Genomic DNA, 25,002 nt, shown 5'->3' on the forward strand with positions numbered 1-25,002 from the left:
TACTGAATAATTAGAAAGCCGAAGTTGTAGATAACAACTTCGGTTTTTTTATGCCAGGCTGTTATATACTTTTAAATTTTTTTTGATAGATTTTAAGTATTTTCAGCGTGAAACAGAGTTTTTATTTGTTAATTTATTGAAGCTCCATAATTTCAATTAATAATGATTAACCTCTCTCAATTAAAAGAAGTATTCCAATCTTTTCCAGATAACTGTTTATTATTAAAGCCCGATGCTCCGAAATTCACAATAGCCAAGGTAAACCGGGCTTTTGAGAAAAGTACCGGTTTTGCCAGAGATCAACTCTTAGGAAACGGTATATTGGAAGTTTTTGGTAAACGAACTGGAGATGAAGAATTTATCGATACACTTTCCAGTTCTCTAAAAAATGTATTAGAATCAGGGAAACCAGATCATATTCCCGAGGTTAGATATGATCTTATCGACCCGGAAACCGGCAATTTACATAGGAAAATTTGGGAAGCAGATAATATTCCTGTTAATAATGCTAAAGGTGAAACTGAATTTATCTTACATCGCGTTCGTGATATCACTCATGTTATTAGCACCAAAGAAAAAGAGCAAGCCTCATTAAAAGACCTTCGGAAAAACGAAAGTTTATTAAAGCAAACTCAGGAAGTCGCTCAAATTGGGAGCTGGGAATTAAATTTAGAAGAGGACAGCCTTTGTTGGTGCAGTTCACTCAAAAAAATTCACGAAGTTTCACAAGATTTTGCTCCGGTTTTAGAGACAGCCATAGATTTTTATAAAACTGATAAGGATAAAAGCATAATAAGAAATGCAGTTTCAGAAGCCATAGAAACCGGTGAACCTTTTGATCTTGAACTGGAAATTGTTACTGCTGAAAATAATGAAAAATGGATACGTGCTACCGGTAAGACTGAATTTAAAAACGGAAAGTGCGCCCGGGTTTTTGGCGCAACACAAGATATTACGTCCCGCAAATTAGCCGAAATAAGGCTTGAGAATATAAACGATAATATTCCGGGAGTTGTGTTTAGGTATAAACTTAAACCAGATGGGGAAGATGAAATGATTTATGTTAGTAAAGGTTCCAGGGAGGTTTGGGGTATCTCACCCAGCGAAGCAGCTCGTAACACTGATAAAGTTTGGGACTTGTTTTATGATGATGATATAGAAGAGTTTAAAGAAAGTATTCTTGATTCTGCCAGGAATTGGAGTTTTTTCACTTATGAATGGCGTATTAAACATCCAGAAAAGGGGATGAGATGGAGCAGGGGATTTGGCTCTCCTCAAAAACTTTCTGACGGCAGCATAGTTTGGGATTGTATAGTTTTAGATGTTACCGAAGAAAAACTGGCCTACGAATTACTTGAGTTAAATGAAGCGAGACAACGCAGTTTACTGGAATCACAAACCAATTACGTGATTAGAACTGATATTGAGGGAAATTACACCTATTACAATAATAAATTTGATGAAGATTTTGGCTGGATCCACGAGGAAGAAGGATTAATTGGCGAAAGCTGTATGATGTCAATCATTGAAGAAGACCGGCTTAAGGTAGAGGAAACCGCTATAAAATGTATTGAAAACCCCAATAAAACTTTTCAAATAGAAATAGGAAAACCAAGACGGGATGGGAAGGTTCGTACTACGGTTTGGGACTTCACTGGTTTAATTAATGCTGAAGGGAATCCTATCGAAATTCAATGTGTTGGCATAGATATTTCAGAAAAAAAGGAGGCTGAGATCAAGCTGAATCAAGCAAAAGAGCAATATGAAGGGCTAGTAGAAAGTATAGCCGGTATTTTTTGGGAATTAGATGTGGAAACCTTCGAGTTTATTTTTGTGAGTGAGCAGGCTACAGGTCTTTTAGGAATTAAACCTTCAGATTGGTATAAGAAACCTAAATTCTGGGAAAATCATATACATCCTGAAGACCGTGACTATGCGGTTAATTTTTGTTTGAGCCAGGTAGAAAAAGGAAATGACCACAGTTTTGAATACAGAATGCTCAAAGCTGATGGGAGCTATATCTGGATACGCGATGTAGTTTCTGTAATTAAGGAAAATGGAAAACCACGCTGGTTAAGAGGTATTATGACCGATATTTCTAAAAGGAAACGTATAGAAGAACAACTTCAGCTTAGTGAGCAGCGTTTTAAAGGTTTGGTACAGGAAGGCGGTGATCTTATCGCTTTATTAGATGAAAAGGGGGATTATATGTATGCAAGTCCTACTTCAACTTCCGTTTTAGGCTATACCCCTGAAGATTTTGAAAACCGAAATGCTTTTGAGTTTATTCATCCGGAAGATGTAGAAAGAGTTCTAAATAAATTTCAAAAGATATTCCGGCAAAAAAGAGTGCAAATTAGTATGCTTAGGTTTAAACATAAAAATGGTGGTTGGCGCTGGCTGGAAACTACGGTAACCAATCTTCTTGATGATCCTGCGGTTAAAGGCATTGTCTCTAATTCCAGGGATGTTACCGAAAAAAGACATTTTCGGGAACTTGAAAAGCTGGAGCGCAAGGCCCTGGAAATGAATTTCCAAAAAACTTTCAGATTAAAAGAAATCTTGAACTTCTATGTTGAGAACCTGGAGAGGATAAATTCTAATGCCTATTTCTTAATTCAAAAACTGGACAATGAGAAATTATACAAATGGGCATCAGGAGCAATTCCTGCTAATTTTATTGAAGCTTTAGATGGTAGGGGAATTAAAGAACAAGATGGTATTTGTTCTTTCTTTGAAAACGGGACGCCAACTATTTTAAAAATCGAGGAAGCTGATGATTCCGATTTAAAGACTTTAGCGCTAAAAAATAAAATTAATTCCTGTTGGTCTTATCCTATTATAGATTCTAAAGGCCAAAACCTGGGGATTTTTTCGGTTTTCTATAAAAACGATCCTTTTCCGGAAGAGCAACAGGAGCAAAGAAGCATTAAGAGATCGGTAGGAATTCTACAATTAATAATAGAATTTCAGTTAAAAGAAATCACCTTATTGCGCAGTAATCAGCGTTACGAATTTGTAAATAAAGCTACCGAAGATGCTATTTATGATTGGGATGTGATAAACGATGATTTGAAATGGGGTGAGGGTTTTTATAAAATGTTCGGATATGATCAGGAAGGAGGTAAATTTCCACTTGAAAAATGGAGTGCCTCTGTACATCCCGAGGACGTAACTAAAGTCACCAGGGATTTAGAGGCCTGTCTTAAGGATAAAAATATTAATAAATGGAATTCTGAATATTGTTTTGAAAAAGCTGACGGTACTTATCTGGATATTGTTGAGAATGGTTATATCATTAGAAATAATGAAGGAGAGCCGGTAATAATGATAGGGGTTTTACGTGATATTAGCCATATTAAAGCTTATGAAAAAGAACTGGAAACGGCCAATGAAAGATATCGTTATGTAACTAAAGCAACCTCTGATGCTATCTGGGATTATGATGTTGTAAACGATAAATTATTTTGGGGAGCCGGTTACGAGACCTTATTTGGTTATAAATCAAGTGAACTTACGTCAGATTTATCATCATGGTATGATAATATTCATCCCGAAGATCGGAAAAATGTTATCAATAGCGTTCAGAAATTTATTAAAGGAAATGGGATTATCTGGGAAGAAGAATATAGATATAAAAATACTCACGGTGAATATCTGAATGTTTTTGACAGAGGTTTTGTGGTGCGTGACAACAAGGAAAAAGCGCTGAGGGTAGTAGGAGCTATGCAAGATATCACCCGTAAAAAACAATACGAGATCTCTCTAACAAAATTGAATGCTGATTTAAAGGAGAGGGCTAAAGAGCTGGCAACATCAAATGCCGAGCTGGAGCAATTTGCTTATGTTGCATCCCACGACCTCCAGGAACCCCTTCGTATGGTAACCAGTTTTCTAACGCAATTAGAAAAAAAATATGCCGATGTATTAGATGAAAAAGGCCTGCTGTATATAGACTTTGCGGTAGATGGAGCAAAAAGAATGCGCCAAATTATCCTGGATCTGTTGGAGTTCTCCAGGGTAGGGAGAACAGAAGACAAATTGGAGGAGATAGTGGTAGACGATATTCTAGATGAAATAAAACATTTATATCGAAAAAGGATCGAAGAAAAAAATGTGAAGATTATATACGGTAATTTGCCGGTTATAAGAGCACCTAAAAGTCCGATTCGACAGGTATTTCAGAATCTTGTTAGCAACGCCATTAAATATAGTAAGGAAGAGGTTGATCCAGAAATTAGCATAAGCTTCAGAGAAACTGAAAATTTCTGGGAATTTAGCATTAAAGACAATGGTATTGGCATAGACAAAGAGTATTTTGATCGTATTTTTGTGATTTTTCAGCGTTTGCATCGACGTGATGAATATTCCGGTACAGGAATGGGGCTGGCGGTAACTAAAAAAATTATCGAAAACCTTGGTGGTAAAATATGGTTAGAATCAGCTGAAAGGGAGGGAAGTAATTTCCATTTTACCGTTTCAAAAGAGATTGAAAAGTTGTAATAAATTTCTTACACCTACATCAGCTTTGGCTTTATTAAAATTTTAGACGGGGGCGTTGTATTTCAGCATTAAATCCCTATATTTTCCCATTGATAATTTTCACATAATTTATAGCTATGGAATCTATTCACATACTTTTAGTAGAAGACAATGAAGGAGATATACTATTAACTTCTGAAGCAGTGGAAGAGGGTAAAATTTTGAATAAATTAAGTGTAGTTAGAGATGGTAAAGAAGCTATAGATTTTTTGGATAAAAAAGGGAGTTTTGCAGAAGCAAATACGCCAGATCTCGTTCTTTTGGATGTGAACCTGCCAAAAATAAATGGTCATGAAGTTCTTAAATATATAAAGCAGCATAAAGACCTGAAGACAATACCGGTTATTATGCTTACTACTTCCTCTTCACAGGAAGATATTGATAGTTCTTACCGAAATTATGCAAATTGTTACATTACAAAACCTATAGAAGTTGAGGATTTTATGGCAGCAGTTAACCAAATTGAAGAATTCTGGGTGAATTTGGTAAAGCTCCCTTCCAAATAATTATTTTTCTTAAAAACATAATTAACAGGAAGTTTAATTTTTTGTTAATTAAAATATTAAGGCTTTGTTTTAACTTTTTGCCCTATGCCTTATATTAGCGCCACAACTCCATGAACTACTTATGAGCCAGGAAACGAAGTATACCGAAGATAATATACGGTCTTTAGACTGGAAAGAACATATTAGGATGCGTCCCGGGATGTATATTGGGAAGCTGGGTGACGGCTCCAGTGCCGACGATGGTATCTATATACTTCTCAAAGAAGTACTGGATAACAGTATTGATGAGTTTGTGATGGGATCTGGCAAAACCATTGAGATCTCGGTGCAAAATCAACGCGTTATTGTTCGGGATTACGGCCGTGGAATTCCGTTAGGAAAAGTAGTGGATGTAGTTTCTAAAATGAATACGGGTGGGAAATACGATTCCCGTGCTTTTAAGAAATCGGTTGGACTTAACGGAGTTGGTACTAAAGCCGTAAATGCGCTTTCTTCTTATTTTAGGGTAGAATCTTCGAGAGATAATAAATCTCACGCTGCCGAGTTTGCGCAGGGAGAATTACAGGAAGAAGAACATTTAGATGAAACTTCCCGTCGTCGCGGTACCAAAGTAACCTTTGTACCCGATGAGGTTATCTTTAAGAATTTTAAATTCCGGAATGAGTATATAGAGAAAATGCTGAAAAATTATGTTTACCTGAATCCCGGGTTAACCATAATTTTTAATGGTGAGAAATTCTATTCAGAAAACGGACTTAAAGATCTTTTAAAAGATAGCATTCACGAAGATGAGCGTTTATATGAAATTATCCATATGCGCGGTGATGATATTGAAGTAGCTCTAACTCATAGTAAAGCCCAGTACAGCGAAGAATATCACTCTTTTGTAAATGGGCAAAACACTTCCCAGGGAGGAACACACCTTGCCGCTTTTAGGGAAGCAATCGTTAAAACGGTGCGTGAGTTCTACGGAAAAAATTACGATGCCAGCGATATCAGAAAATCTATAGTTTCAGCAATTAGTATTAAAGTGATGGAACCGGTTTTCGAAAGTCAGACTAAAACAAAGCTGGGTTCCACCGATATGGGGGGGGATATGCCTACGGTTCGGACGCACATTAATGATTTTCTAAAAACACAGCTGGATAATTACCTGCATAAAAACCAGGAAACTGCAGATAGACTCCAGCGCAAAATCTTACAGGCAGAAAGGGAACGTAAAGACCTTTCGGGAATTAGAAAATTAGCTAAAGACCGGGCGAAAAAAGCCAGTTTACACAATAAAAAATTACGCGATTGCCGAATTCATCTTGGAGACAGCAAAAAAGAGCGCTACCTGGAAACAACTTTGTTTATTACCGAGGGAGATTCGGCCAGTGGTTCTATTACTAAATCCCGCGATGTAAATACGCAGGCGGTTTTCAGTTTAAAAGGAAAACCTTTAAATAGTTACGGACTAAGCAAAAAGATAGTTTACGAGAATGAAGAATTCAATTTGCTGCAGGCCGCGCTTAATATTGAAGAATCCTTAGAAGATCTTAGATATAATAATATTGTAATTGCTACTGATGCCGATGTAGATGGAATGCACATCAGGTTATTATTAATTACATTTTTTCTTCAGTTTTTCCCTGAGTTGATCAAGGAAAATCATTTATATATTCTGCAAACCCCTTTATTCAGGGTTCGGAATAAAAAAGAAACTATTTACTGTTATAGTGAAACAGAAAGAAGAAATGCGGTAGAAAAACTAACCGGAAAAGCCGAAATCACCCGGTTTAAAGGTTTGGGCGAAATTTCTCCGGATGAATTTCAGCATTTTATTGGAGATAATATTCGCTTAGACCCCGTAATGCTGGATAAAGAAAAGTCTATAGACGAAATGCTTAATTTCTATATGGGGAAAAATACTCCAGACAGGCAGGAATTCATTATCGATAATCTTAAAGTAGAACTTGATCTTATTGAAGAGTTAGGCTTATGAGATTCACCAATAAGAATGAAGTAAAAGTAGTTCCCTCTATTTACATCGTTTTGGTGGCGATTTTTGTTACCAACATCTTTGTGAATATTGAACTTATGAGTAGTGATGAGCCGATGAGGTTTAGTCATTATCTTCCTAATATAGTGGTGCTTATCCTTGGTTTCTATGTGCATAGAATAGGGCAGAGTTTCGATTTTGATAGCGATGGTGAGACTTTGAATCTAAAGAACAACGGAGTTTTCTTTTCAAAATTTATGGAATACCGGGTAAAAAAAGCCGAATTTCCAAAAAGAAAACTTGCTAAGTTCAGGATAAGCGATTACTTTTTTTATTCCGCAGTAACAATTTATATAAGTTCGCGCAGAAGACGCGGCTACAAAAAATATACCTTTAACACTACTTTTCTCACCCGTAAGAAGAAGCGTGGCATGATAGCTTCGATGCAGAAAATAGTAGACAATCAAAAAACTACAGCTTAATGGAAGAAAACCAGGAAGAAGCTAAAGATGAACACCTAGAACAACCAAAAGAAGAGCTTATAAAGGTAACCGGGATGTATAAAGACTGGTTTCTGGATTATGCTTCTTATGTGATTCTTGAGCGGGCAGTCCCCGCCATGGAAGATGGTTTTAAGCCGGTGCAGCGCCGTATCATGCATTCTATGAAAGACCTGGACGATGGCCGTTACAACAAAGTAGCGAATATCGTAGGGCATACCATGCAGTATCACCCACACGGTGATGCCAGTATTGGTGATGCTATGGTGCAAATTGGCCAGAAGGATATTCTTATAGATACCCAGGGGAACTGGGGAAATATTTTAACCGGAGACCGTTCTGCGGCCCCAAGGTATATTGAGGCCCGACTGTCTAAATTTGCTCTGGAAGTTCTTTTTAATCCAAAGTTAACCGAATGGCAGCTTTCGTATGATGGGAGAAAAAAGGAGCCGGTAAATCTGCCGGTAAAATTCCCAATGCTGCTTGCTCAGGGTGCTGAAGGTATTGCGGTAGGTTTGAGTACCCGTGTACTTCCGCATAATTTTAATGAACTTATAGATGCATCTATAAGACATTTAAAAGGAAAAAAATTCACGATTTTTCCTGATTTTCCAACCGGGGGGATTGCTGATATTTCTAATTATAACGACGGAAAACGCGGTGGCCGGGTTAGAGTGCGGGCAAAAATTAGTCAGTATGACAAGAATACCCTGGCTATTACGGAAATTCCCTACGGAACCACAACCACTACTTTAATTGATTCCATTTTAAAAGCGAATGATAAAGGTAAAATTAAGGTCAAGAAAATTGAGGATAATACCGCTGCCGAAGTGGAGATCCTTATTCATTTGCCAAATAATATTTCTCCGGACAGAACTATAGATGCGCTTTATGCATTTACTTCCTGTGAGAATTCCATCGCACCGCTAGGTTGTGTAATTATAGACAATAAACCAATCTTCCTTGGAGTTTCCGAAATATTAAGAAGCTCTACCGATCATACGCTTCATTTATTAAAGAGAGAATTAGAGATTACGCTCGAGGAACTAGAAGAGCAATGGCATTTTTCCTCTTTAGAGCGAATTTTTATTGAAAAACGGATTTATCGCGAAATTGAAGAAGAAGAAACCTGGGATGGTGTGATCAATGCGATAGATGAAGGTTTAAAACCCCATATAAAACATTTGAAGCGCGCTGTAACCCGGGATGATATTACAAGGCTTACCGAAATTAGAATTAAAAGGATTTCAAAATTCGATTTAGACAAAGCGCAGCAGAAAATTGAAGCCCTGGAAGATGAGATCGCAAAGGTGAAACATCACTTAGATCACCTGGTAGATTATGCGATTGCCTATTTTACCAAACTCAAAAAAGATTACGGGCAAAATAAAGATCGAAAAACAGAGCTTCGCATTTTTGATGATATTGAAGCGACAAAAGTCGTTATTAGGAATTCCAAGCTTTACGTAAATCGTAAAGAAGGATTTATTGGCACCGCACTTAAGAAAGACGAATATGTTACTGATTGTAGCGATATAGATGATATAATTTGCTTCACTGCCGACGGGAAAATGATGGTGACCAAGGTAGACAGCAAAACCTTTATCGGGAAAGATATTATTCATGTAGCCATTTTTAAGAAAAAAGATAAGCGTACTATTTATAATTTGATCTACCGCGACGGTAAGGCTGGCGCATCGTATATTAAGCGTTTTTCCGTGACATCGGTAACCCGGGACAAGGAATACGATTTATCACAAGGAAAAAAAGATTCTAAAGTGCATTATTTTTCAGCGAATCCTAATGGTGAAGCTGAGGTGGTAACCATTTTCCTGAGACAGGTGGGAAGCATTAAGAAGTTGAAATTTGATGTAGACTTTGCTGATATGCTTATTAAAGGCAGAAATGTAAAGGGAAATATCGTTACCAAATATGCTATAAAACGCGTAGAATTAAAAGAAGAAGGAGTTTCTACTTTAAAACCCAGAAAAATCTGGTTTGACGAAACGGTAAAAAGACTGAATGTAGATGAACGCGGAGAACTTCTTGGAGAATTTAAAGGGGAAGACCGTATTCTGGTCATTACCCAGGATGGAATTGCAAAAACCATAATTCCAGAGCTTACTACACGTTTTGATGAAGAAATGGTAGTGCTGGAAAAATGGGTGCCGAAAAAACCGATTTCAGCAATTTATTGGGAACCGGAAAAAGAGCGTTTCTATGTGAAACGATTTTTAATTGAAAATCCTGAAAGGGATGAGAAGTTTATAAGCGAACACGAGAATTCTTATTTAGAACTGGTTTCTACCGATTATTATCCGCAAGCGGAAATTGTTTTCTCCAAACAACGCGGTAAAGAGCAGCGTCCCAACGAGGAAGTTAATATTGAAGAATTCATTTCGGTAAAAGGTATTAAGGCTCTTGGAAACCAATTGACTACCGATAAAGTAAAACAGATAAATCCGTTAGAACCTTTACCTTACAAAGAAGAAGAAGATATTCCTGCTGAAGAGATTGAAGTGGTCGAAGAGGAGTCAGTTTCAGAAGACAAAAACAAGCTAAATATTGTTAGAAAACAAAAAGATTCTGATGATTCTTCAAAAAGTCAGACAAATTTATTTGATGAGTAAATGAGCATTATAAAAGAATTCAAGGAATTTGCCATAAAGGGGAATATGGTAGATATGGCCGTGGGGATCATAATCGGTACGGCATTTAATTCGGTTGTCAACACTCTTGTGAAGGAGGTAGTGATGCCGCCGTTAAGCCTAATGACCGATGGTATTGAATTCGCTAATAGGAAATGGGTGCTTCGGAAAGCCGTTGCAGAAGCAGAAGGTGTTCAACTCGTAGAAGAAGTCGCTGTGGGTTATGGCGCTTTAATTGAATCTTTCCTCGATTTTCTTATAATCGGGCTTACCATATTCCTGGTCATAAAATTTATGAATCGTTTTAGGAATAAAGCCCAGGATCCCGAAGATAAGCGGGAGGTCACTCCAAAAGACATCGAGCTTTTATCTAAGATGAATAAACTTATGGAAGAACAAAATCAGTTGCTTAAAAATAACTTTTCAGAAAGAAAATAGCTTATTTAACCCGGTTTACAGAGCCACGTTGTTTTTTATCCTGCCCAACAATACCGTATTCAAAAGTATAACCATCTTTATTGGTGGTCAATATCTTGATGTGTATGGGCTTTTCTTCAGCCATACTTTTCGGGTTTACATTTTTGAGAATATATTCGCATTCATTGATCCATCTAACCGATGAGGTATCAGATTTCCCCTGGAATCTATCAATTTCTATAGAATCATTCCTTATAAAGGTAGAAGTGGCTAATTCGCCGTTTAAATAGGTTTTGTACTCAAATGTACCGGTTTTATAGTCGGTGCAATTTCTTTCCGGCTCAAAACAGCTTGTAAAAATAAAAAGGAGGCTAAATACCGCTAAAAGCTTCTTCATCATGGCAATTACTTTAGAATTGCAAAATAAACCTATTTTCTCCGGACTGTCAATTTTCAAAGGCCTCAAAAGTGCCATCTTCATAAAAAATAACAATCTTTCTAATTGGTTTATTCTTTCCTTGTTGCGGAAAAGTGAATGGCATTTTATTATTTTCCGGGCTGGTTGCTTTTTCTGGAAGTGGAGTGTTAGGAGTTTCATGTTTTGCCTCAAATTTTGGAGTAGGTGTTTCAGAAGGAGGGAAACTTCCTTTTCCATTCAATAGCCAATACAATTCAACTTCGGGAAAAGACTTTACAACCTTCATCACAAAATCTAAACTCGGCTTATTTCTGCCGGATAAAATATGTGAAATAGAAGAGCGTCCTACTTCAATTTTATCGGCAAAACCTGCAGCCGATAATTCATAAAATTCAAGGATTTTATGCAGCCGTTTAGAAAAATCTTCTGTGTTTACCATTGTAAATTCGATTGTGCGAAATTGCTATTTACAAATGTAATCAAACCCTTTGTAGCCTGCAAATTACAATTGTAATTAAATTATATCATATAAACTATAGCTTTATATTATATAGTTTAAAATACTAAAAATTAGATTATTAATGTACAAATATAATTATATAGGATATATTCCATGTAACTAGTTTATTAAGACGAACCAATGTTTACACTTGTAACTAACAAAAGTAAATTTACATGTTTACAATTGTGAAATTTGTATTGTTTACTTTTGTAAACATGGAAGAAACAGTTTTATTTAAACAACTATTTAGCGATTATAATTCATTTAAAAATCAGGAGATTTCCGGGAGGTATATTCGGCAAACTGATATACAAAGTTTACTAGATGATTTGGGAAAAGAATTCCTTCTAAAAAAAATTGGAGAGTCGGTTTTGGGAAAACCTATTCATAGTATTCAATTTGGTAACGGACCAGTTAAAATTTTCGCCTGGTCGCAAATGCACGGAAATGAATCTACGACCACCAAAGCCGTTTTCGATCTGCTTAGCTATGTAAGCAAATATAAGGACGAAGCTCTGGTAAAATCTCTTTTAGAGAAATGCAGCTTTTGCATCATTCCAATATTGAACCCTGATGGTGCCGAGGCATATACCCGCGTTAATGCCAATTATGTAGATTTAAACCGGGATGCCCAGGATTTAAGTCAGCCAGAAAGCAGAATTTTACGGAAGATATTTGATGATTTTAATCCAAATTACTGTCTAAACCTGCACGATCAGCGTACTATATTTAGCGCAGGCAATAAGGCAGAACCCGCGGTTTTATCGTTCTTAGCGCCATCTATGGATAAGGACAGGCAAATCTTCCCTTCTCGAATTAAAAGTATGCAGTTAATCACTAAAATAGCCTCAGATCTTTCAGGCCTACTTCCCAATAGAATTGGTAGGTATGATGATGCTTTTAATATTAATTGCACGGGGGATACTTTTCAAAGCACCCAAACGCCAACCATTCTTTTTGAAGCCGGGCATTTTCCGGAAGATTATAACCGGGAAGAGACCAGGAAATATGTGTTTTTGGCTTTAATCTCTGTCCTGAAAGCTATAATTGAAAAAAGTTTTAAAGAAATAGATCATATAGATTACCAGAGAATTCCTGAAAACGAAAAGTTATTTCATGATATCATTTTAAGGGATGTGAAAACTGAAAACGGGGTAGTGGATATTGCTATTCAATATAAGGAAGCAATTAAGGGCGGAAAATTTCTCTTTTTGCCGGTAATAGAAAAAATTACCCCAAAAATTACCAAGTTCGCACATAAAGAAGTCTTTTGTGAGAATAAAAAAATAGAGGTTAATGAAGAAAATAAGCTCACCGAAAACGTTATAGTTAATAAAATCGTCTTAAATGGAGTAGAATTGCTTCTTAAATGTGAATAATTCTCAAAAACCTTAGTAATTGTTCAAGGATTTTGTATTAATTTTGCATTTCATATAAATAAAGAAATTTAAAAAATGGCCAAGTTTAAATTAGACGAAACAGATCACCAAATTCTCGATATGTTAATTGAGAATACGAGGACACCATTTACCGATATTGCTAAAAAGCTTTTAATATCGGCTGGAACGGTGCACGTTCGGGTTAAAAAGATGGAAGAAGCAGGAATCATAAAAGGTTCTTCTTTAACTCTGGATTATAAGAAATTAGGTTATGCATTTATTGCCTATGTAGGCGTCTTTTTAAAGAATACTTCTCAAACCAAATTTGTACTGGAACGTATCAATGAAATTCCTTTTGTAACTGTTGCGCACGTAACTACAGGTAAATTTAATGTGTTCTGTAAAATTAGAGCACGTAATACCCAACACGCTAAGGAAGTAATCTTTCAGTTAGACGATATTGAAGGAGTTTACAGAACAGAAACTATGATTTCTTTAGAGGAGAGCTTAAACGATAAGAAGCGTTTAATGCACTCTATTTTTCAGGACTTGTAAGCAATCCTAAACTTATTATAAAAACCCTTTAGGCTTACGTGTTTAAAGGGTTTTTTTATAACTTTAAAACTAATCTTAATCAACTAAAATTTATTATGCACAGAGAACCAAAACTAGAACGTTTTAATGAAAGCGTACTTTCAAAATATCAGGTTTATAATAGTATATTTTTAACGCTGCCTTTTGACGATATTAGTAAGACGGGATCCCTGCTGCCTCTTTTTCAGGAAATATGTGAAGCGGGCTTTAAGGAAAACAAAAATCCTTCAGAAATTATTGAGAGTTTCTTCAGTAAATATCAGGATGATCCTTCAGAAGAACATCAAATCAGTTTATTGTTCAGGTTTATTCAGTATATAGAAAGACAGGTAGTGCTCTTTGATGCTATTGAAGATGCGTCTTTTCCTATAGTAAACAATATGGATGGCCGCGGAACCCTTAGGAATGTGAAAGAGGAAGCCGAAGCAAAAGATAAAACTCCTGAATTACGGGAATACCTGAAACGTTTTAACGTAAGGCCAACTTTAACTGCTCACCCTACACAATTCTATCCGGGAGCGGTTTTAGGAATTATTACAGATCTAGATAAAGCTATTCAGAAAAACGATATTACGCTAATAAAGAAATTACTGGCGCAACTTGGGAAAACCCCGTTTTTCAAAAAAGAGAAACCAACACCTTATGATGAGGCAGTAAGCCTAATCTGGTATTTTGAGAATGTATTTTACCAGAGTGTAAGCAAGATTTATAACTATATTCAACAAAATATTTTTGATGGTGAAGATATAGGCAACCAGGTTATCAACTTAGGATTTTGGCCCGGGGGAGACCGTGATGGAAACCCGTTTGTAACCACTGAAATCACCTTAAAAGTTGCCCAGAGATTAAGAAGCACCATTTTGCTTAATTATTATCGTGATATTAGAGCGCTTAAAAGAAGAGTGACCTTTAACGAAGTCGATGCGATTATTGCTGAAATAGAAACTCCCCTCTATCAAAGTGCAATCTCCAAGACTGGAAAGATTAAAATGTCACTTGAAGACTTTAAGTCTAAACTGCATCAGATTAAGGATATAGTAGAAGATAAACACCAGGGGTTATTCGTTGAAGAAATCAATGGTCTAATCAATAAGGTTAATATTTTTGGATATCATTTCGCGACGCTGGATATTCGTCAGGATTCAGGGAAACACGACGAGGTTCTTAAAGAAATCCTTAAAACACAACCGGAGTTATTCCCTAAAAATTATGCTTCACTTTCTAATGAAGAACAAATAGAAGCGCTTACAAAAGTTGAAGGGAATATAGATCCTGAGAATTATGAGGATGGAATAGTTAAATCTACACTCTCTTCAATTTATGCTATGCAGAAAATTCAGGAGAAAAACGGAGAAAATGGAGCTAATAGATACATAATTAGTCACAGTGAAGTACCGCAAAGTATTTTAGAGCCGTTTGCGTTCTTAAGGCTATGTGGATGGAAGAAACCATCGGTAGATGTTATTCCTCTTTTTGAAACCGTACCCGATTTAAAAGCTTCACCAGACGTCATGGAGACTTTGTATAAGAATCCTGTTTACCGTGAACATTTAAAAAGCAGAGGGGATAAGCAAACGATTATGCTTGGATTTAGTGATGGAACTAAAGATGGTGGATATTTAATGGCCAACTGGAGTATTTATAAAGCTAAAGAAATGCTTACCGAAGTTTCCAGGAAACACGGAATTAAAGTGGTGTTTTTTGATGGCAGAGGAGGACCACCGGCTCGTGGTGGTGGTAAAACACATCAGTTTTATGCTTCTTTAGGTTCAAATATTGAAAATGAAGAAATTCAATTAACCGTACAGGGACAAACCATTAGTTCTAATTTTGGAACCCGGGATTCTTGTAGATATAACCTTGAGCAATTGCTAAGTTCAGGTGTTTCAAATGAGATTTTTAGTGACGATAAAAACCGGTTAACCGATGAAGATCGGGAAACTATGACCAGACTTGCTGAGATTAGTTATGAAACTTATACTAACTTCAAGCAACACGAGAAGTTTATTCCGTATTTAGAGAAGATGAGTACGCTAAAATACTATGCTAAAACCAATATTGGTAGCCGCCCGTCTAAAAGAAATAAATCGGCTGAACTTAATTTAAACGATCTTAGAGCAATTCCATTTGTGGGAAGCTGGAGCCAGTTAAAACAAAATGTACCCGGATTTTTCGGTGTAGGAACTGCCCTGGAGAAGTTTGAGCAAGCAGGTGAATTCGATAAGGTGAAACACCTTTATAACAATTCAGTTTTCTTTAAAACCTTATTGGAGAATTCCATGATGAGCCTTACCAAATCTTTCTTCGCGCTAACCGCTTATATGGAGCAGGATAAGGAATTTGGCGAATTTTGGAAGATTATTTATGCTGAATATAAGCGTAGTCATGCCATGTTATTAAAAGTAACCGGTTATGATGAACTTATGGAAAATGAGCCTGCAGGAAGAGCTTCCATTCAGGCACGTGAGCGTATTGTGCTACCTTTATTAACCATTCAGCAGCACGCGCTTAGAAAAGTACAGGAACTTCAGGACCAGGGCAAAAGCGCCGAAGAAATGCTTGAAGTTTATGAAAAGATGGTAACACGTTCCCTGTACGGAAATATTAACGCAAGTAGAAATTCAGCTTAAGATGATAATAAAAAATCTTGATTCTGATGAGTATAATGTGTACTACGACAGATATTTACAAAAAGTCCCCAGCGATTTAGAGCTGGGGACTTTACTTCTTGAAAATAGGGAAGAGTTCCTTAGATTACTGGATAAGATGAAGCCGGAAGACCTTAAGTATAGTTATGCTGAAGGTAAATGGACTGTAGCTGAAGTGCTTCAGCATCTTCTTGATGTTGAACGTATTTTTCAATATAGGTCACTAAGCCTGGCCAGGGATCCAGGAGTTAAATTACCTGGCTTTGATCACGATGCTTATGTTCCCGCAAGTTCTGCTCGAAACCGGAAGCTAAAGGGTTTTAAGAAAGAATTTAAAGCCGTAAGAAATGCCGGTATTTCGCTGTATCAGAGTTTTTCAGAAGAAATGCTAAAAAATAAAGGATTTATTAGTGGTAGTTCAGCTAGCTGTCGGGCCTTAGGTTTTATTACTGCCGGTCACACCAAACATCATATTGAAATATTTAAAGAGAAATATGATATTTTATGAAATTTCTGAAGACCTCCTGGTCACTTTTTAAAAATGCATACATAAGCTGGAATAGGAACGAACCCTATGCCCGAAGTGCAACTATAGCTTATTATGCCTTGTTTTCTTTACCTTCCTTATTGATTATTGTTGTAACCATTGCAGGTTATTTCTTTGAGCAGGAAGCTGTACAGGGGAGGTTGACTTCAGAAATTAGTGGTTTTATAGGTCAGGAACCGGCTGAAGCTATTGAAAGGATGATTGCCAGCGCAGCTCTGGCAACAGAATCTACGTGGGCCCTAATATTTGGTATAGGTATCTTACTATTTGGTGCTACCGGGGTGTTTTTCCAGCTTAAAATGGCAATGAATAATATTTGGAATGTTGCTGCTAAACAAACCAATTTCCTGAGAATTTTATTAGATAGACTTATTTCTTTCGGAATGGTAATGGTAATAGGTCTTTTGCTTTTACTATCCCTGGTTATTTCCGCTTTAATTCGTATTCTAAAAGATGAAATAGAACATTATGCGCCCAATGTGACCGAATTTATGGTGGATGCTGCTAATTTTGGTATTTCATTTCTTATAATTACTACCTTATTTGCTGCTATTTTTAAATTACTTCCGGATATTAAATTGCGCTGGAGGATTACTTATGTGGGTGCCGCGCTTACTACCATTTTGTTTTTAGTAGGGGAAGCTTTAATTAGTTTTTACTTCGGAAAAAGTAAACCTGCATCGGTTTACGGTGGGGCTTCTTCCGTAGTGCTTATTTTGCTTTGGGTTTACTATACCTGCCTAATTTTATTTTTTGGTGCCGAATTTACCGTGCAATACGCTTTGATGAAAAATGAAAGAGTAGTTCCTAATAGATATGGAGAACCTGCAATTTATCAGGAACTGGAAAAATTACAACAGAAGCGTACCCAATTAGAGGAAGAAAAGGAAATAATAGATACGCTTAAAAATAATATGGATTGGGAGAAAAACAGGGGGAAGGATCAAAAAATTAAGAATAAGGATAAGAAATAGCCTTATTTTGTAAATTTTTAAGAGAATTAATAAAGTTTAACTTTAAGTGGATTCTCTTTTATAATGTCCTTAGCACACTATCTTTTATTCATATTTTATCTTTGATTGAACCAAAAATGAAGATGAAATTATGAAAAAGAGAATAGCAATTTTAGCCACAAACGGATTCGAAAAAAGTGAACTTTTTTCACCGAAAGAGGCTTTAGAAAATGAAGGTTTTAAAGTAGATATTATTAGCCTGGAAAAAGGAAAAATAAAAGGTTGGGAAGGCACCAACTGGTCTGGAGAAATAGAAGTTGATTACACCTTAAAAGAGGTGAGTGCGAAAGATTACAATGCTTTGGTGCTTCCCGGAGGTGTAATTAATCCAGATAAACTTAGAAGAAATGAAGATGTTTTGGTATTTGTGCGCGATTTCTTTAAGCAAAGTAAGCCTGTAGGAGCAATTTGCCACGCAGCCTGGACGCTAATTGATGCTGAAGTAGTTGAAGGCCGAACAATGACCTCCTTTAATTCTATCAAAAAAGACCTGGAAAATGCAGGAGCTTTATGGGTAGATAAAGAAGTTGTTGTAGATGAAGCTTTTGTTACTTCCAGAAATCCTGATGATTTACCAGCGTTTAACGCTAAAATGATCGAAGAGATTAAAGAAGGTAAGCACGATTTGCAACACGCATAATGCTTAATCCGAAATATTAGAATTAAAAAAGCCTGTCTGGAATTAATCCGACAGGCTTTTTTAATCCCTCATTGAGGGTTTAATTCCCCGAGGATCTTATTATTTAAATGTCAGTATTTTATGCTTTTTGAAGCTCTGCTGCCACTTCATCAACTTCATCCATCACTCTTAATAAATTCTCTCCCCAAAGTTTGGCGATTTCTTCTTCAGAATAACCTCTTTTTACCAATTCTTTGGTAACATTCAATGTTTCTGAAGCATCCTGCCAGCCGTCAATTCCGCCGCCCCCATCAAAATCAGAACTAATACCAACATGCTCAATTCCTATTAGATCTACCATATAATCTATATGATCTACAAAATCGGCAACATCCACAGGTGCAATTTCTTCTTTCAATAATTCAATTTCAGGAGCAGCTGCAGTTCTTACTTTTTGATAATCGGCATAATATGCATTTCTATTTTCATTGCTTAAGGCCCTTATACTATCGCGGGGTAAAATTTCAAAACTCATTTCTTCGGCCTTTTTCTCATAAACATTAGTAGTGGCCTCACTAAACGCTTTATTTTTTTTAGTGTTTACATAAGCACTAAAGGCAACGGTTTGTACCACCCCGCCGTGCTCTTTAAATAACATTAAAAGCTCATCATCTAAATTCCGACTGTGGTTGCAAAGTTCGCGGGCAGAGGAGTGGGAAGCGATTAGCGGGGCCTTAGAAAGCTCAAACATCTGCTTGATAGCCTCTTTTGAAGGATGTGAAACATCTATCATCATTCCAAGTCGGTTCATTTCAACAATCACTTCTTTTCCTAAATCGCTAAGGCCATTGTGCAGCCATTCATCATTATCTTCGCCTGTGTTAGAATCACTTAATTGGCTATGGCCCTGGTGGGCAAGCGACATATATCTAGCGCCAAGCTCGTAGAACTTTTCCACGTTCTCAATATTTTTCCCAATAGAATAGCCGTTTTCTACGCCAATCATCGCGACTTTTTTTCCTTCAGAAACCAGATATCGCACTTCCTGAGAATTGGTAGCCAATCCTATTTCGTTTGGAGCGAAATTTTTAACCAGTTTATGGATCGCATCAAACTTGCTCATCGCATTTTTATAAGCGTTTTTAAAGCCATCATCAGTAAGTTCGTCCTGTCCTGTATAAACGATAAACCAGGCGACATCCAGTCCGCCGGCCTCCATTTTAGGAAGGGTTACCTGGTTTTCCAGGTCCATCGTATAATTCCTGTCTTCAGTAAAATTATTGATATTGATATCGGCGTGAGTATCTATGGTAATTACGTTTTCGTGAATTTCTTTGGCTTTTTCTAGTAAAGCTTCATCGTTGTTTTGCTGAGCAAAGACCAGATTCCCCGTCAAAATCAGCGCAAGGCTAAGAAGGTTTAATTTCATATTGCTGTGTTATATTTTATTTAAACCCTGAAAATACTAATAAAATTTTTAGAAATAAATTGAATAGCTTATTTTGATAAAAATCATTTAAAACATATTCAATTTTCTCCTACATTTGATAGAATTTTCAATTGCTCAATGAATAAATATATAATAGTAAACCAACCCGAAAAGTGGAAACTAAAACTGGATAACGTAGAGATTATTTCAGCGCAATCCTATCTCACTAATCCTGAGTTCGCCAAAATCAAAAATGCCAGGATCTTCAACCTCTGTAAAGATTATTCCTACCAGTCTAAAGGTTATTATGTTTCACTTTTAGCCGAAGCCCGTGGGCATATGGCTATTCCAACGGTAAAAAATATTGTTGATTTACGGGAGCCGAAACTGGTAAAAATAGTTTCAGAGGAGTTTGATGATTTAATGCAAACCAGCCTGAAAAGTATAAAATCCCAGGAGTTTACGCTCAGTATTTATTTTGGTCAAAACGTAGCCCAAAAATATAAGGAGTTGAGTGCGATGTTTCACAGGCATTTTCAAATTCCGTTTTTGCGGGTTAAATTTAATTATACTACCAAGTGGAATATAAAAAGCATTAAAGCTATATCTGAAGCTGAAATTCCAGAGGAACATTTGGAAAGTGTGTATGAGTTTGCAACTCAATATTTTGCGAAAAAGCGCTATGATACGCCCCGTGCTAATACCTCGGAATACGACCTGGCTATTTTAGTACAGACCGATGATCCCGCTCCGCCAAGTAATGCCAGGGCATTAAAGAAATTCGTGGAAATTGCTGAAAAAATGGATTTTTATGTAGAAATAGTTTCCCCAAAAGACCTTTCACGTTTATCAGCTTTTGATGCTTTATTTATTAGACAAAGCACCGAAGTTAATAATGAAGCCTATGCCTTCGCCCGCAAAGCACAGCAGGAAGGCATCGCAATTATAGATTACCCTGATGCCATCTTGAAATGTTGCAACAAAGTTTATATGGCTGAGGCTTTGGAAAACGCCAATATTCCTACGCCTAAAACGGTGATAATTCATAAAGAAAACATAGATAAGGTTTTAGAAATTACCGGGCTTCCTGTGGTTTTAAAATCTCCAGATTCTACTTTTTCCTTTGGGGTAAAGAAAGCGACTACGCCCGCTGAATATCAGGAATTAGTTACGATGATGCTCAAAAAGTCAGAATTGGTGATCGCCCAGGAATTTTCACCTTCAGAATATGACTGGAGAATAGGAATTCTTGATAATAAACCTTTTTATGCCTGCCGTTATTATATGGCCAAGGGGCATTGGCAGATCTATAATTGGGACGCCAAAGTAAAAGACGATCAGGATGGAAATGCCGATTGCTTACCAATAGAAAAAGTTCCGAAGAAAATACTTGAAGCCGCTTTAAAATCGGCTAAATTAATGGGAACTGGTCTTTATGGGATAGATATCAAGGAAGTAGGAGGAAAGGCTCTTGTAATTGAAATTAACGATAACCCCAATATAGATTTTGGAGTTGAAGATGCCTATTATGGCGAGCAGGTTTATGTGGAAATTATAGCCGCTTTAAAAAACCGACTGATAAAGAAATAATTTATGAAATATCATCTTTTTGAAGTTTTTGGAATTGAATTGGAATATATGCTTATTGATGCGTCCAGTTTTAAAGTGAATCCAATTGTAGATCAGCTTTTTATCAGTAAGAATGGGGAAATCACCTCAGATATTGAAAATGGGAAAATTGAATGGAGTAATGAATTGGTTGCGCATGTGGTAGAACTTAAAACCAACGGACCAACCGGAGATCTGGATAGTTTAGATCTTCTTTTTGCTGAAAATATTAAAGAAGTAAACCTTTTACTGAAAGAGAAAAATACCAGGCTATTACCTTCTGCTGCACATCCATTGATGGACCCTGCAACTGAAACCCAGCTATGGAAACACAGCAATAACAAGATCTACGCACTTTACAACCGTATTTTTGATTGTAGCGGCCATGGCTGGAGCAATGTGCAAAGTATGCATATTAATCTTCCGTTTTTTGACGATAATGAATTTGATAAACTCCACGCGGCGGTACGTTTGCTTTTGCCTATAATGCCTGCCTTAAGCGCGAGTTCTCCTATTTTTGAAGGAAAAGATACCGGCTTTAAAGATGCCAGGATGCTTGTTTACAAAAGCAACCAGAAGGAAATTCCCGAAATGACGGGAAAAGTAATTCCGGAACAGGTTTTTAATAAAGCCGATTATAATAAAACTATTTTTGAACCGATAAATAAAGCGATAAAACCCCATGATACCGAAAATATTCTGGATCAGCATTTTTTGAATTCCAGGGGAGCTATTGCAAGATTTGACCGAAATGCCATAGAAATTCGTGTATTAGATGTTCAGGAATGCCCAAAGGCCGATATGGCAGTCACTATTTTGATTATTGAATGCTTAAAGTTGCTGGTTAGTGAAGAATTAATTCCTATAGACGAACAGAAGAAATGGCACGAAGACGAACTATTTAAAATTTTTGACGCAGTAATTAAGGATGCGGAAAATACCAAAATCAGTAACAAAGAATATCTCAGGATTTTCGGACTTTCACAAACCATAGAAATTAAAGAAATTTGGCGTATTTTATTTTCAAAAGTGAAAAGAAATATGGCATACAAGCATCAGGAAAGTATTAAGTTTTTGATGAATAACGGAAGTCTTTCTACCCGGATTTTAAAATCTATAGGTGATGATTTTTCAGAAGAAAATATTAGGAAAACCTATTTAAAATTAGCCGATTGCCTGGAGGAAAATGAATTTTTTAAACCGTGAAACTGGTCCTAACCTGCGAACACGCTTTTAATACAATTCCGAAAGAATACAAAGGTTTATTTGTTGATTCAGAGGAAATACTTCAATCCCATCGAGGCTACGATCCAGGGGCCTTAGATTTATTTAAGGAACTGGAAGTTTTAGCCGATTTCAGCCAGATTCAGGAAACTGGGAGATTGCTGGTTGAAGTAAACCGATCTAAAGGCCACCCTTATTTATTTTCTGAATTTACAAAGGATTTATCTCTACGACATAAATCGAAAATTTTAGACAAATATTATTTTCCTTATCGGGATGCTGTAGAAAATAAGATTTCCGCATTTATAAAAAAAGGGGAGAAGGTACTGCACTTTTCGGTACATACTTTTACTCCGGAATTAAAAGGAATTGTAAGAAATACGGATATTGGATTGCTGTACGACCCGGTAAGGGTTGGAGAAAAAGAATTCAGTAAAAATTTTAAGCAGCATTTAAAGAATCAAAATCCTGATTTAAAATATAGATTTAATTATCCCTATATGGGAAAGGCAGACGGTTTTACCACTTACTTACGTAAAAAATTTCCCGAAAATTATTGGGGAATTGAGTTGGAAGTGAACCAGAAATTTGCAGCCCTTAATAAAATGGACTCCAGGATCAAAAAATCAGTGTTTTTAGCTTTAAAAGATTCATTCAGCTAGCGCTCATGGCAAGCTTTGGGTAATTAAACATTCAGTGAGGGATAATAATGAAAAGGTTGTCTGAGAAATCTAATTTCGTCAAACTTGTTTCCGCTTCTAACATGAATTGTTTACTAAGATCTTAGATTCTAAAATAAATTACCATTGACGGAGATTGATTTTATTATTTATTAGAGAATTATTAGAGTAGGTATAAAATACTTTTTAGAAAATTTAAGTGGCCTATCGAAAATTGATCGTGAAATTTGAAGTGAGATGTCGTTTAAATTTTCTGCTGTTTGAGCGACATGTCTTTTTCTCGTTACTCACATTTTTCCTCGCGAGTTCAGAAAATTTAGACATCGAACGAAAAATTTAGATCCATTTTCGTAAGCCTAGATTTTTTGGTTCTTTTTCATCAATGGAAAAAGAACAGAACACCAATCAATTTCAGCCTCATTAATAAATTCAATAATATCATATTTATCTGTCATTTCCCTCCGCTAGATAAAATTTTTTATCACGGGTCTCAGAATGACGAGTTGAAAAACATTTCAGACAACCTTCTATATTTTAAACCTGACTTTCTATTGAATCAGTTGAGACTCTAAGGTGATTTCAGTCTTAAGTAATTTAGAAATTGGGCAATTCTCTTTAGCATCATTGGCTATTTTATCAAATTGCTCTTTGTCTATGCCTTTTACTTTTGCTTTCAAAATTAAGTGTGATTTTTTCACGGCACCATCTTCAAAAGTAATTTCAGATTTGGTTTCTAACTCATCTGGTTCAAAACCTTCTTCAGTTAAATTGGCCGAAAGTTGCATTGTAAAGCATCCAGAATGGGCTGCGCCTATAAGTTCTTCAGGATTGGTGCCCTTGCCATCTTCAAACCTGGTTTTAAAGGAATATTGTGATTTATCTAAAACACCACTTTGAGTACTAATTGTACCTTTACCTTCTTTAAGATTTCCTTTCCAAACTGCGGTTCCATTTCTTTTCATAATAATAATTTTTTATTGGTTTACCTTAATATAGAAATCATTGTGCCCAAAGAAAAATTATTATCAAAACCTTTACCTAAAGCTTAAAATTTACAAAACAAAAAAGCCCGGAACCAAGAGGCTTCGGGCTTTTAAATATAAGTTATAAGAACTTACTTTATCTCTACTACTTCAAGATCAAAAACAAGGTCTTTTCCTGCTAATGGGTGATTTCCATCTACCACAATAGTTTCTTCCTTTACATCTTTAACCACAAGGTTCATTTCCTGACCGTCAGGGCTTTTAGAAACAAGTCCCATTCCTACTTCTGGCTTAATTTCTTCGGGAAGTTGACTTTTTTGTACTTCTTGCACAAGTTCTTCTCTTGGCTCTCCGTAAGCTTCTTCTTTAGGAATATTTATGGTTTTCTTCTCGTTCACTTTCATATCGATAAGGCCATTCTCAAAACCAGGAATAAGCTGTCCTTGTCCCATAGTAAATTCTATAGGCTCACCTCTTTCTACAGAGCTGTCAAAAACCTGCCCGTCAGCTAGTTTACCTGTGTAATGTACCTTTACCGTATCGTTTGCTTTTACTTGACTCATAATGTTGTTTTTCAAAAATTATAATGGGCTTTATTAAAAATATGCCCGTTAAAGAGTGCAAAGGTACAGTTATAATATGCCCTTCCAAATTATGAGGGCTTTAATCCCGGAATCTTTTAAAAATATTAACATTTCCTAAAATACTAATCTTCTATATGTTAGGATCTGAAAGACAATGGCTTAATATTTAAATTGGAATTC

At 36.3% G+C, this 25,002-nt stretch carries 20 protein-coding genes; 15 read left to right on the forward strand and 5 right to left on the reverse strand.

Going from position 1 to position 25,002, the window contains the following annotated elements; translation table 11 throughout:
• Positions 1 to 162 precede the first annotated feature (162 nt).
• From LB467_RS04700 to mscL, 6 genes are all read left to right on the forward strand, one after another.
• Positions 163 to 4,503: a PAS domain-containing protein gene (locus LB467_RS04700; protein WP_224472865.1), complete on the forward strand. Its 4,341-nt coding sequence runs from the start codon at positions 163 to 165 to the stop codon at positions 4,501 to 4,503.
• A 116-nt stretch (positions 4,504 to 4,619) separates the two neighbouring features.
• Entirely contained in the window at positions 4,620 to 5,048 is a 429-nt protein-coding gene (locus LB467_RS04705) for a response regulator (RefSeq protein ID WP_224472866.1), read from the forward strand.
• 121 nt (positions 5,049 to 5,169) lie between these two features.
• Positions 5,170 to 7,032 (forward strand): DNA topoisomerase IV subunit B, encoded by a 1,863-nt coding sequence (locus tag LB467_RS04710; RefSeq protein WP_224472867.1) that lies wholly within the window; start codon positions 5,170 to 5,172, stop codon positions 7,030 to 7,032.
• The gene (locus LB467_RS04715) at positions 7,029 to 7,511 is read left to right on the forward strand and encodes a hypothetical protein (RefSeq protein WP_224472868.1); all 483 of its coding nucleotides are present in this window, start codon (positions 7,029 to 7,031) and stop codon (positions 7,509 to 7,511) included. Before LB467_RS04710 ends, LB467_RS04715 begins: the two co-directional genes overlap by 4 nt.
• Entirely contained in the window at positions 7,511 to 10,159 is a 2,649-nt protein-coding gene (locus LB467_RS04720) for a DNA gyrase/topoisomerase IV subunit A (protein WP_224472869.1), read from the forward strand. Before LB467_RS04715 ends, LB467_RS04720 begins: the two co-directional genes overlap by 1 nt.
• Positions 10,160 to 10,615: a large conductance mechanosensitive channel protein MscL gene (gene mscL / locus LB467_RS04725; RefSeq protein WP_224472870.1), complete on the forward strand. Its 456-nt coding sequence runs from the start codon at positions 10,160 to 10,162 to the stop codon at positions 10,613 to 10,615. It begins immediately after the preceding gene.
• A gap of 1 nt (position 10,616) precedes the next feature.
• On the opposite strand, the gene LB467_RS04730 is transcribed toward mscL, so the two are convergent.
• Positions 10,617 to 10,991 carry a DNA topoisomerase IV gene (locus LB467_RS04730; RefSeq protein WP_224472940.1) on the reverse strand — a complete coding sequence of 125 codons (375 nt, stop codon included), beginning with the start codon at positions 10,989 to 10,991 and terminating at the stop codon, positions 10,617 to 10,619.
• Between the two features lie 49 nt (positions 10,992 to 11,040).
• Positions 11,041 to 11,451 carry a helix-turn-helix domain-containing protein gene (locus LB467_RS04735; RefSeq protein ID WP_224472871.1) on the reverse strand — a complete coding sequence of 137 codons (411 nt, stop codon included), beginning with the start codon at positions 11,449 to 11,451 and terminating at the stop codon, positions 11,041 to 11,043.
• 236 nt (positions 11,452 to 11,687) lie between these two features.
• Between LB467_RS04735 and LB467_RS04740 the strand changes: the two genes are divergently transcribed.
• The 6 genes from LB467_RS04740 to LB467_RS04765 all read left to right on the forward strand — a co-directional run bounded on the left by LB467_RS04740 (position 11,688) and on the right by LB467_RS04765 (position 18,335).
• The gene (locus tag LB467_RS04740; RefSeq protein ID WP_224472872.1) at positions 11,688 to 12,893 is read left to right on the forward strand and encodes a M14 family zinc carboxypeptidase; all 1,206 of its coding nucleotides are present in this window, start codon (positions 11,688 to 11,690) and stop codon (positions 12,891 to 12,893) included.
• Positions 12,894 to 12,968: 75 nt separating this feature from the next.
• Positions 12,969 to 13,448: an Lrp/AsnC family transcriptional regulator gene (locus LB467_RS04745; protein WP_224472873.1), complete on the forward strand. Its 480-nt coding sequence runs from the start codon at positions 12,969 to 12,971 to the stop codon at positions 13,446 to 13,448.
• Positions 13,449 to 13,543: 95 nt separating this feature from the next.
• A complete protein-coding gene (locus LB467_RS04750) occupies positions 13,544 to 16,117 on the forward strand; it encodes a phosphoenolpyruvate carboxylase (protein ID WP_224472874.1) in 2,574 nt (857 codons plus the stop codon).
• 1 nt (position 16,118) lies between these two features.
• Positions 16,119 to 16,643 (forward strand): DinB family protein, encoded by a 525-nt coding sequence (locus LB467_RS04755; RefSeq protein WP_224472875.1) that lies wholly within the window; start codon positions 16,119 to 16,121, stop codon positions 16,641 to 16,643.
• On the forward strand, positions 16,640 to 17,656 hold the full coding sequence (locus tag LB467_RS04760) for a YihY/virulence factor BrkB family protein (protein ID WP_224472876.1): 1,017 nt from the start codon (positions 16,640 to 16,642) through the stop codon (positions 17,654 to 17,656). The genes LB467_RS04755 and LB467_RS04760 overlap by 4 nt, the downstream gene beginning before the upstream one ends.
• A 130-nt stretch (positions 17,657 to 17,786) precedes the next feature.
• Complete coding sequence (locus tag LB467_RS04765; RefSeq protein WP_224472877.1) at positions 17,787 to 18,335, forward strand: type 1 glutamine amidotransferase domain-containing protein; 549 nt, start codon at positions 17,787 to 17,789, stop codon at positions 18,333 to 18,335.
• 118 nt (positions 18,336 to 18,453) lie between these two features.
• Here LB467_RS04765 and LB467_RS04770 read toward each other — a convergent pair whose 3' ends face one another.
• Positions 18,454 to 19,743 carry a dipeptidase gene (locus tag LB467_RS04770; protein ID WP_224472878.1) on the reverse strand — a complete coding sequence of 430 codons (1,290 nt, stop codon included), beginning with the start codon at positions 19,741 to 19,743 and terminating at the stop codon, positions 18,454 to 18,456.
• A 138-nt stretch (positions 19,744 to 19,881) separates the two neighbouring features.
• Here LB467_RS04770 and LB467_RS04775 point away from each other — a divergent pair, with 138 nt between their 5' ends.
• The 3 genes from LB467_RS04775 to LB467_RS04785 are packed head-to-tail and all read left to right on the forward strand — an operon-like array spanning position 19,882 to position 23,237.
• Positions 19,882 to 21,333 (forward strand): RimK family protein, encoded by a 1,452-nt coding sequence (locus LB467_RS04775; protein WP_224472879.1) that lies wholly within the window; start codon positions 19,882 to 19,884, stop codon positions 21,331 to 21,333.
• Between the two features lie 3 nt (positions 21,334 to 21,336).
• Positions 21,337 to 22,557: a carboxylate-amine ligase gene (locus tag LB467_RS04780; protein WP_224472880.1), complete on the forward strand. Its 1,221-nt coding sequence runs from the start codon at positions 21,337 to 21,339 to the stop codon at positions 22,555 to 22,557.
• Complete coding sequence (locus LB467_RS04785; RefSeq protein WP_224472881.1) at positions 22,554 to 23,237, forward strand: N-formylglutamate amidohydrolase; 684 nt, start codon at positions 22,554 to 22,556, stop codon at positions 23,235 to 23,237. The genes LB467_RS04780 and LB467_RS04785 overlap by 4 nt, the downstream gene beginning before the upstream one ends.
• 566 nt (positions 23,238 to 23,803) lie before the next feature.
• Here the strand turns inward: LB467_RS04785 and LB467_RS04790 are convergent.
• Complete coding sequence (locus tag LB467_RS04790) at positions 23,804 to 24,217, reverse strand: OsmC family protein (RefSeq protein WP_237690398.1); 414 nt, start codon at positions 24,215 to 24,217, stop codon at positions 23,804 to 23,806.
• Positions 24,218 to 24,369: 152 nt separating this feature from the next.
• On the reverse strand, positions 24,370 to 24,801 hold the full coding sequence (locus LB467_RS04795) for an FKBP-type peptidyl-prolyl cis-trans isomerase (RefSeq protein WP_224472882.1): 432 nt from the start codon (positions 24,799 to 24,801) through the stop codon (positions 24,370 to 24,372).
• Positions 24,802 to 25,002: the final 201 nt, after the last annotated feature.

Source organism: Salegentibacter tibetensis (assembly GCF_020164485.1).
In the GTDB taxonomy this organism is placed as follows: domain Bacteria; phylum Bacteroidota; class Bacteroidia; order Flavobacteriales; family Flavobacteriaceae; genus Salegentibacter; species Salegentibacter tibetensis.

Coding starts and splice junctions, on each gene's coding strand:
- LB467_RS04700 (WP_224472865.1), top strand. CDS start 163: ATGATTAACCTCTCTCAATTAAAAGAAGTATTCCAATCTTTTCCAGAT.
- LB467_RS04705 (WP_224472866.1), top strand. CDS start 4,620: ATGGAATCTATTCACATACTTTTAGTAGAAGACAATGAAGGAGATATA.
- LB467_RS04710 (WP_224472867.1), top strand. CDS start 5,170: ATGAGCCAGGAAACGAAGTATACCGAAGATAATATACGGTCTTTAGAC.
- LB467_RS04715 (WP_224472868.1), top strand. CDS start 7,029: ATGAGATTCACCAATAAGAATGAAGTAAAAGTAGTTCCCTCTATTTAC.
- LB467_RS04720 (WP_224472869.1), top strand. CDS start 7,511: ATGGAAGAAAACCAGGAAGAAGCTAAAGATGAACACCTAGAACAACCA.
- mscL (WP_224472870.1), top strand. CDS start 10,160: ATGAGCATTATAAAAGAATTCAAGGAATTTGCCATAAAGGGGAATATG.
- LB467_RS04730 (WP_224472940.1), bottom strand. CDS start 10,991: ATGAAGAAGCTTTTAGCGGTATTTAGCCTCCTTTTTATTTTTACAAGC.
- LB467_RS04735 (WP_224472871.1), bottom strand. CDS start 11,451: ATGGTAAACACAGAAGATTTTTCTAAACGGCTGCATAAAATCCTTGAA.
- LB467_RS04740 (WP_224472872.1), top strand. CDS start 11,688: ATGTTTACAATTGTGAAATTTGTATTGTTTACTTTTGTAAACATGGAA.
- LB467_RS04745 (WP_224472873.1), top strand. CDS start 12,969: ATGGCCAAGTTTAAATTAGACGAAACAGATCACCAAATTCTCGATATG.
- LB467_RS04750 (WP_224472874.1), top strand. CDS start 13,544: ATGCACAGAGAACCAAAACTAGAACGTTTTAATGAAAGCGTACTTTCA.
- LB467_RS04755 (WP_224472875.1), top strand. CDS start 16,119: ATGATAATAAAAAATCTTGATTCTGATGAGTATAATGTGTACTACGAC.
- LB467_RS04760 (WP_224472876.1), top strand. CDS start 16,640: ATGAAATTTCTGAAGACCTCCTGGTCACTTTTTAAAAATGCATACATA.
- LB467_RS04765 (WP_224472877.1), top strand. CDS start 17,787: ATGAAAAAGAGAATAGCAATTTTAGCCACAAACGGATTCGAAAAAAGT.
- LB467_RS04770 (WP_224472878.1), bottom strand. CDS start 19,743: ATGAAATTAAACCTTCTTAGCCTTGCGCTGATTTTGACGGGGAATCTG.
- LB467_RS04775 (WP_224472879.1), top strand. CDS start 19,882: ATGAATAAATATATAATAGTAAACCAACCCGAAAAGTGGAAACTAAAA.
- LB467_RS04780 (WP_224472880.1), top strand. CDS start 21,337: ATGAAATATCATCTTTTTGAAGTTTTTGGAATTGAATTGGAATATATG.
- LB467_RS04790 (WP_237690398.1), bottom strand. CDS start 24,217: ATGAAAAGAAATGGAACCGCAGTTTGGAAAGGAAATCTTAAAGAAGGT.
- LB467_RS04795 (WP_224472882.1), bottom strand. CDS start 24,801: ATGAGTCAAGTAAAAGCAAACGATACGGTAAAGGTACATTACACAGGT.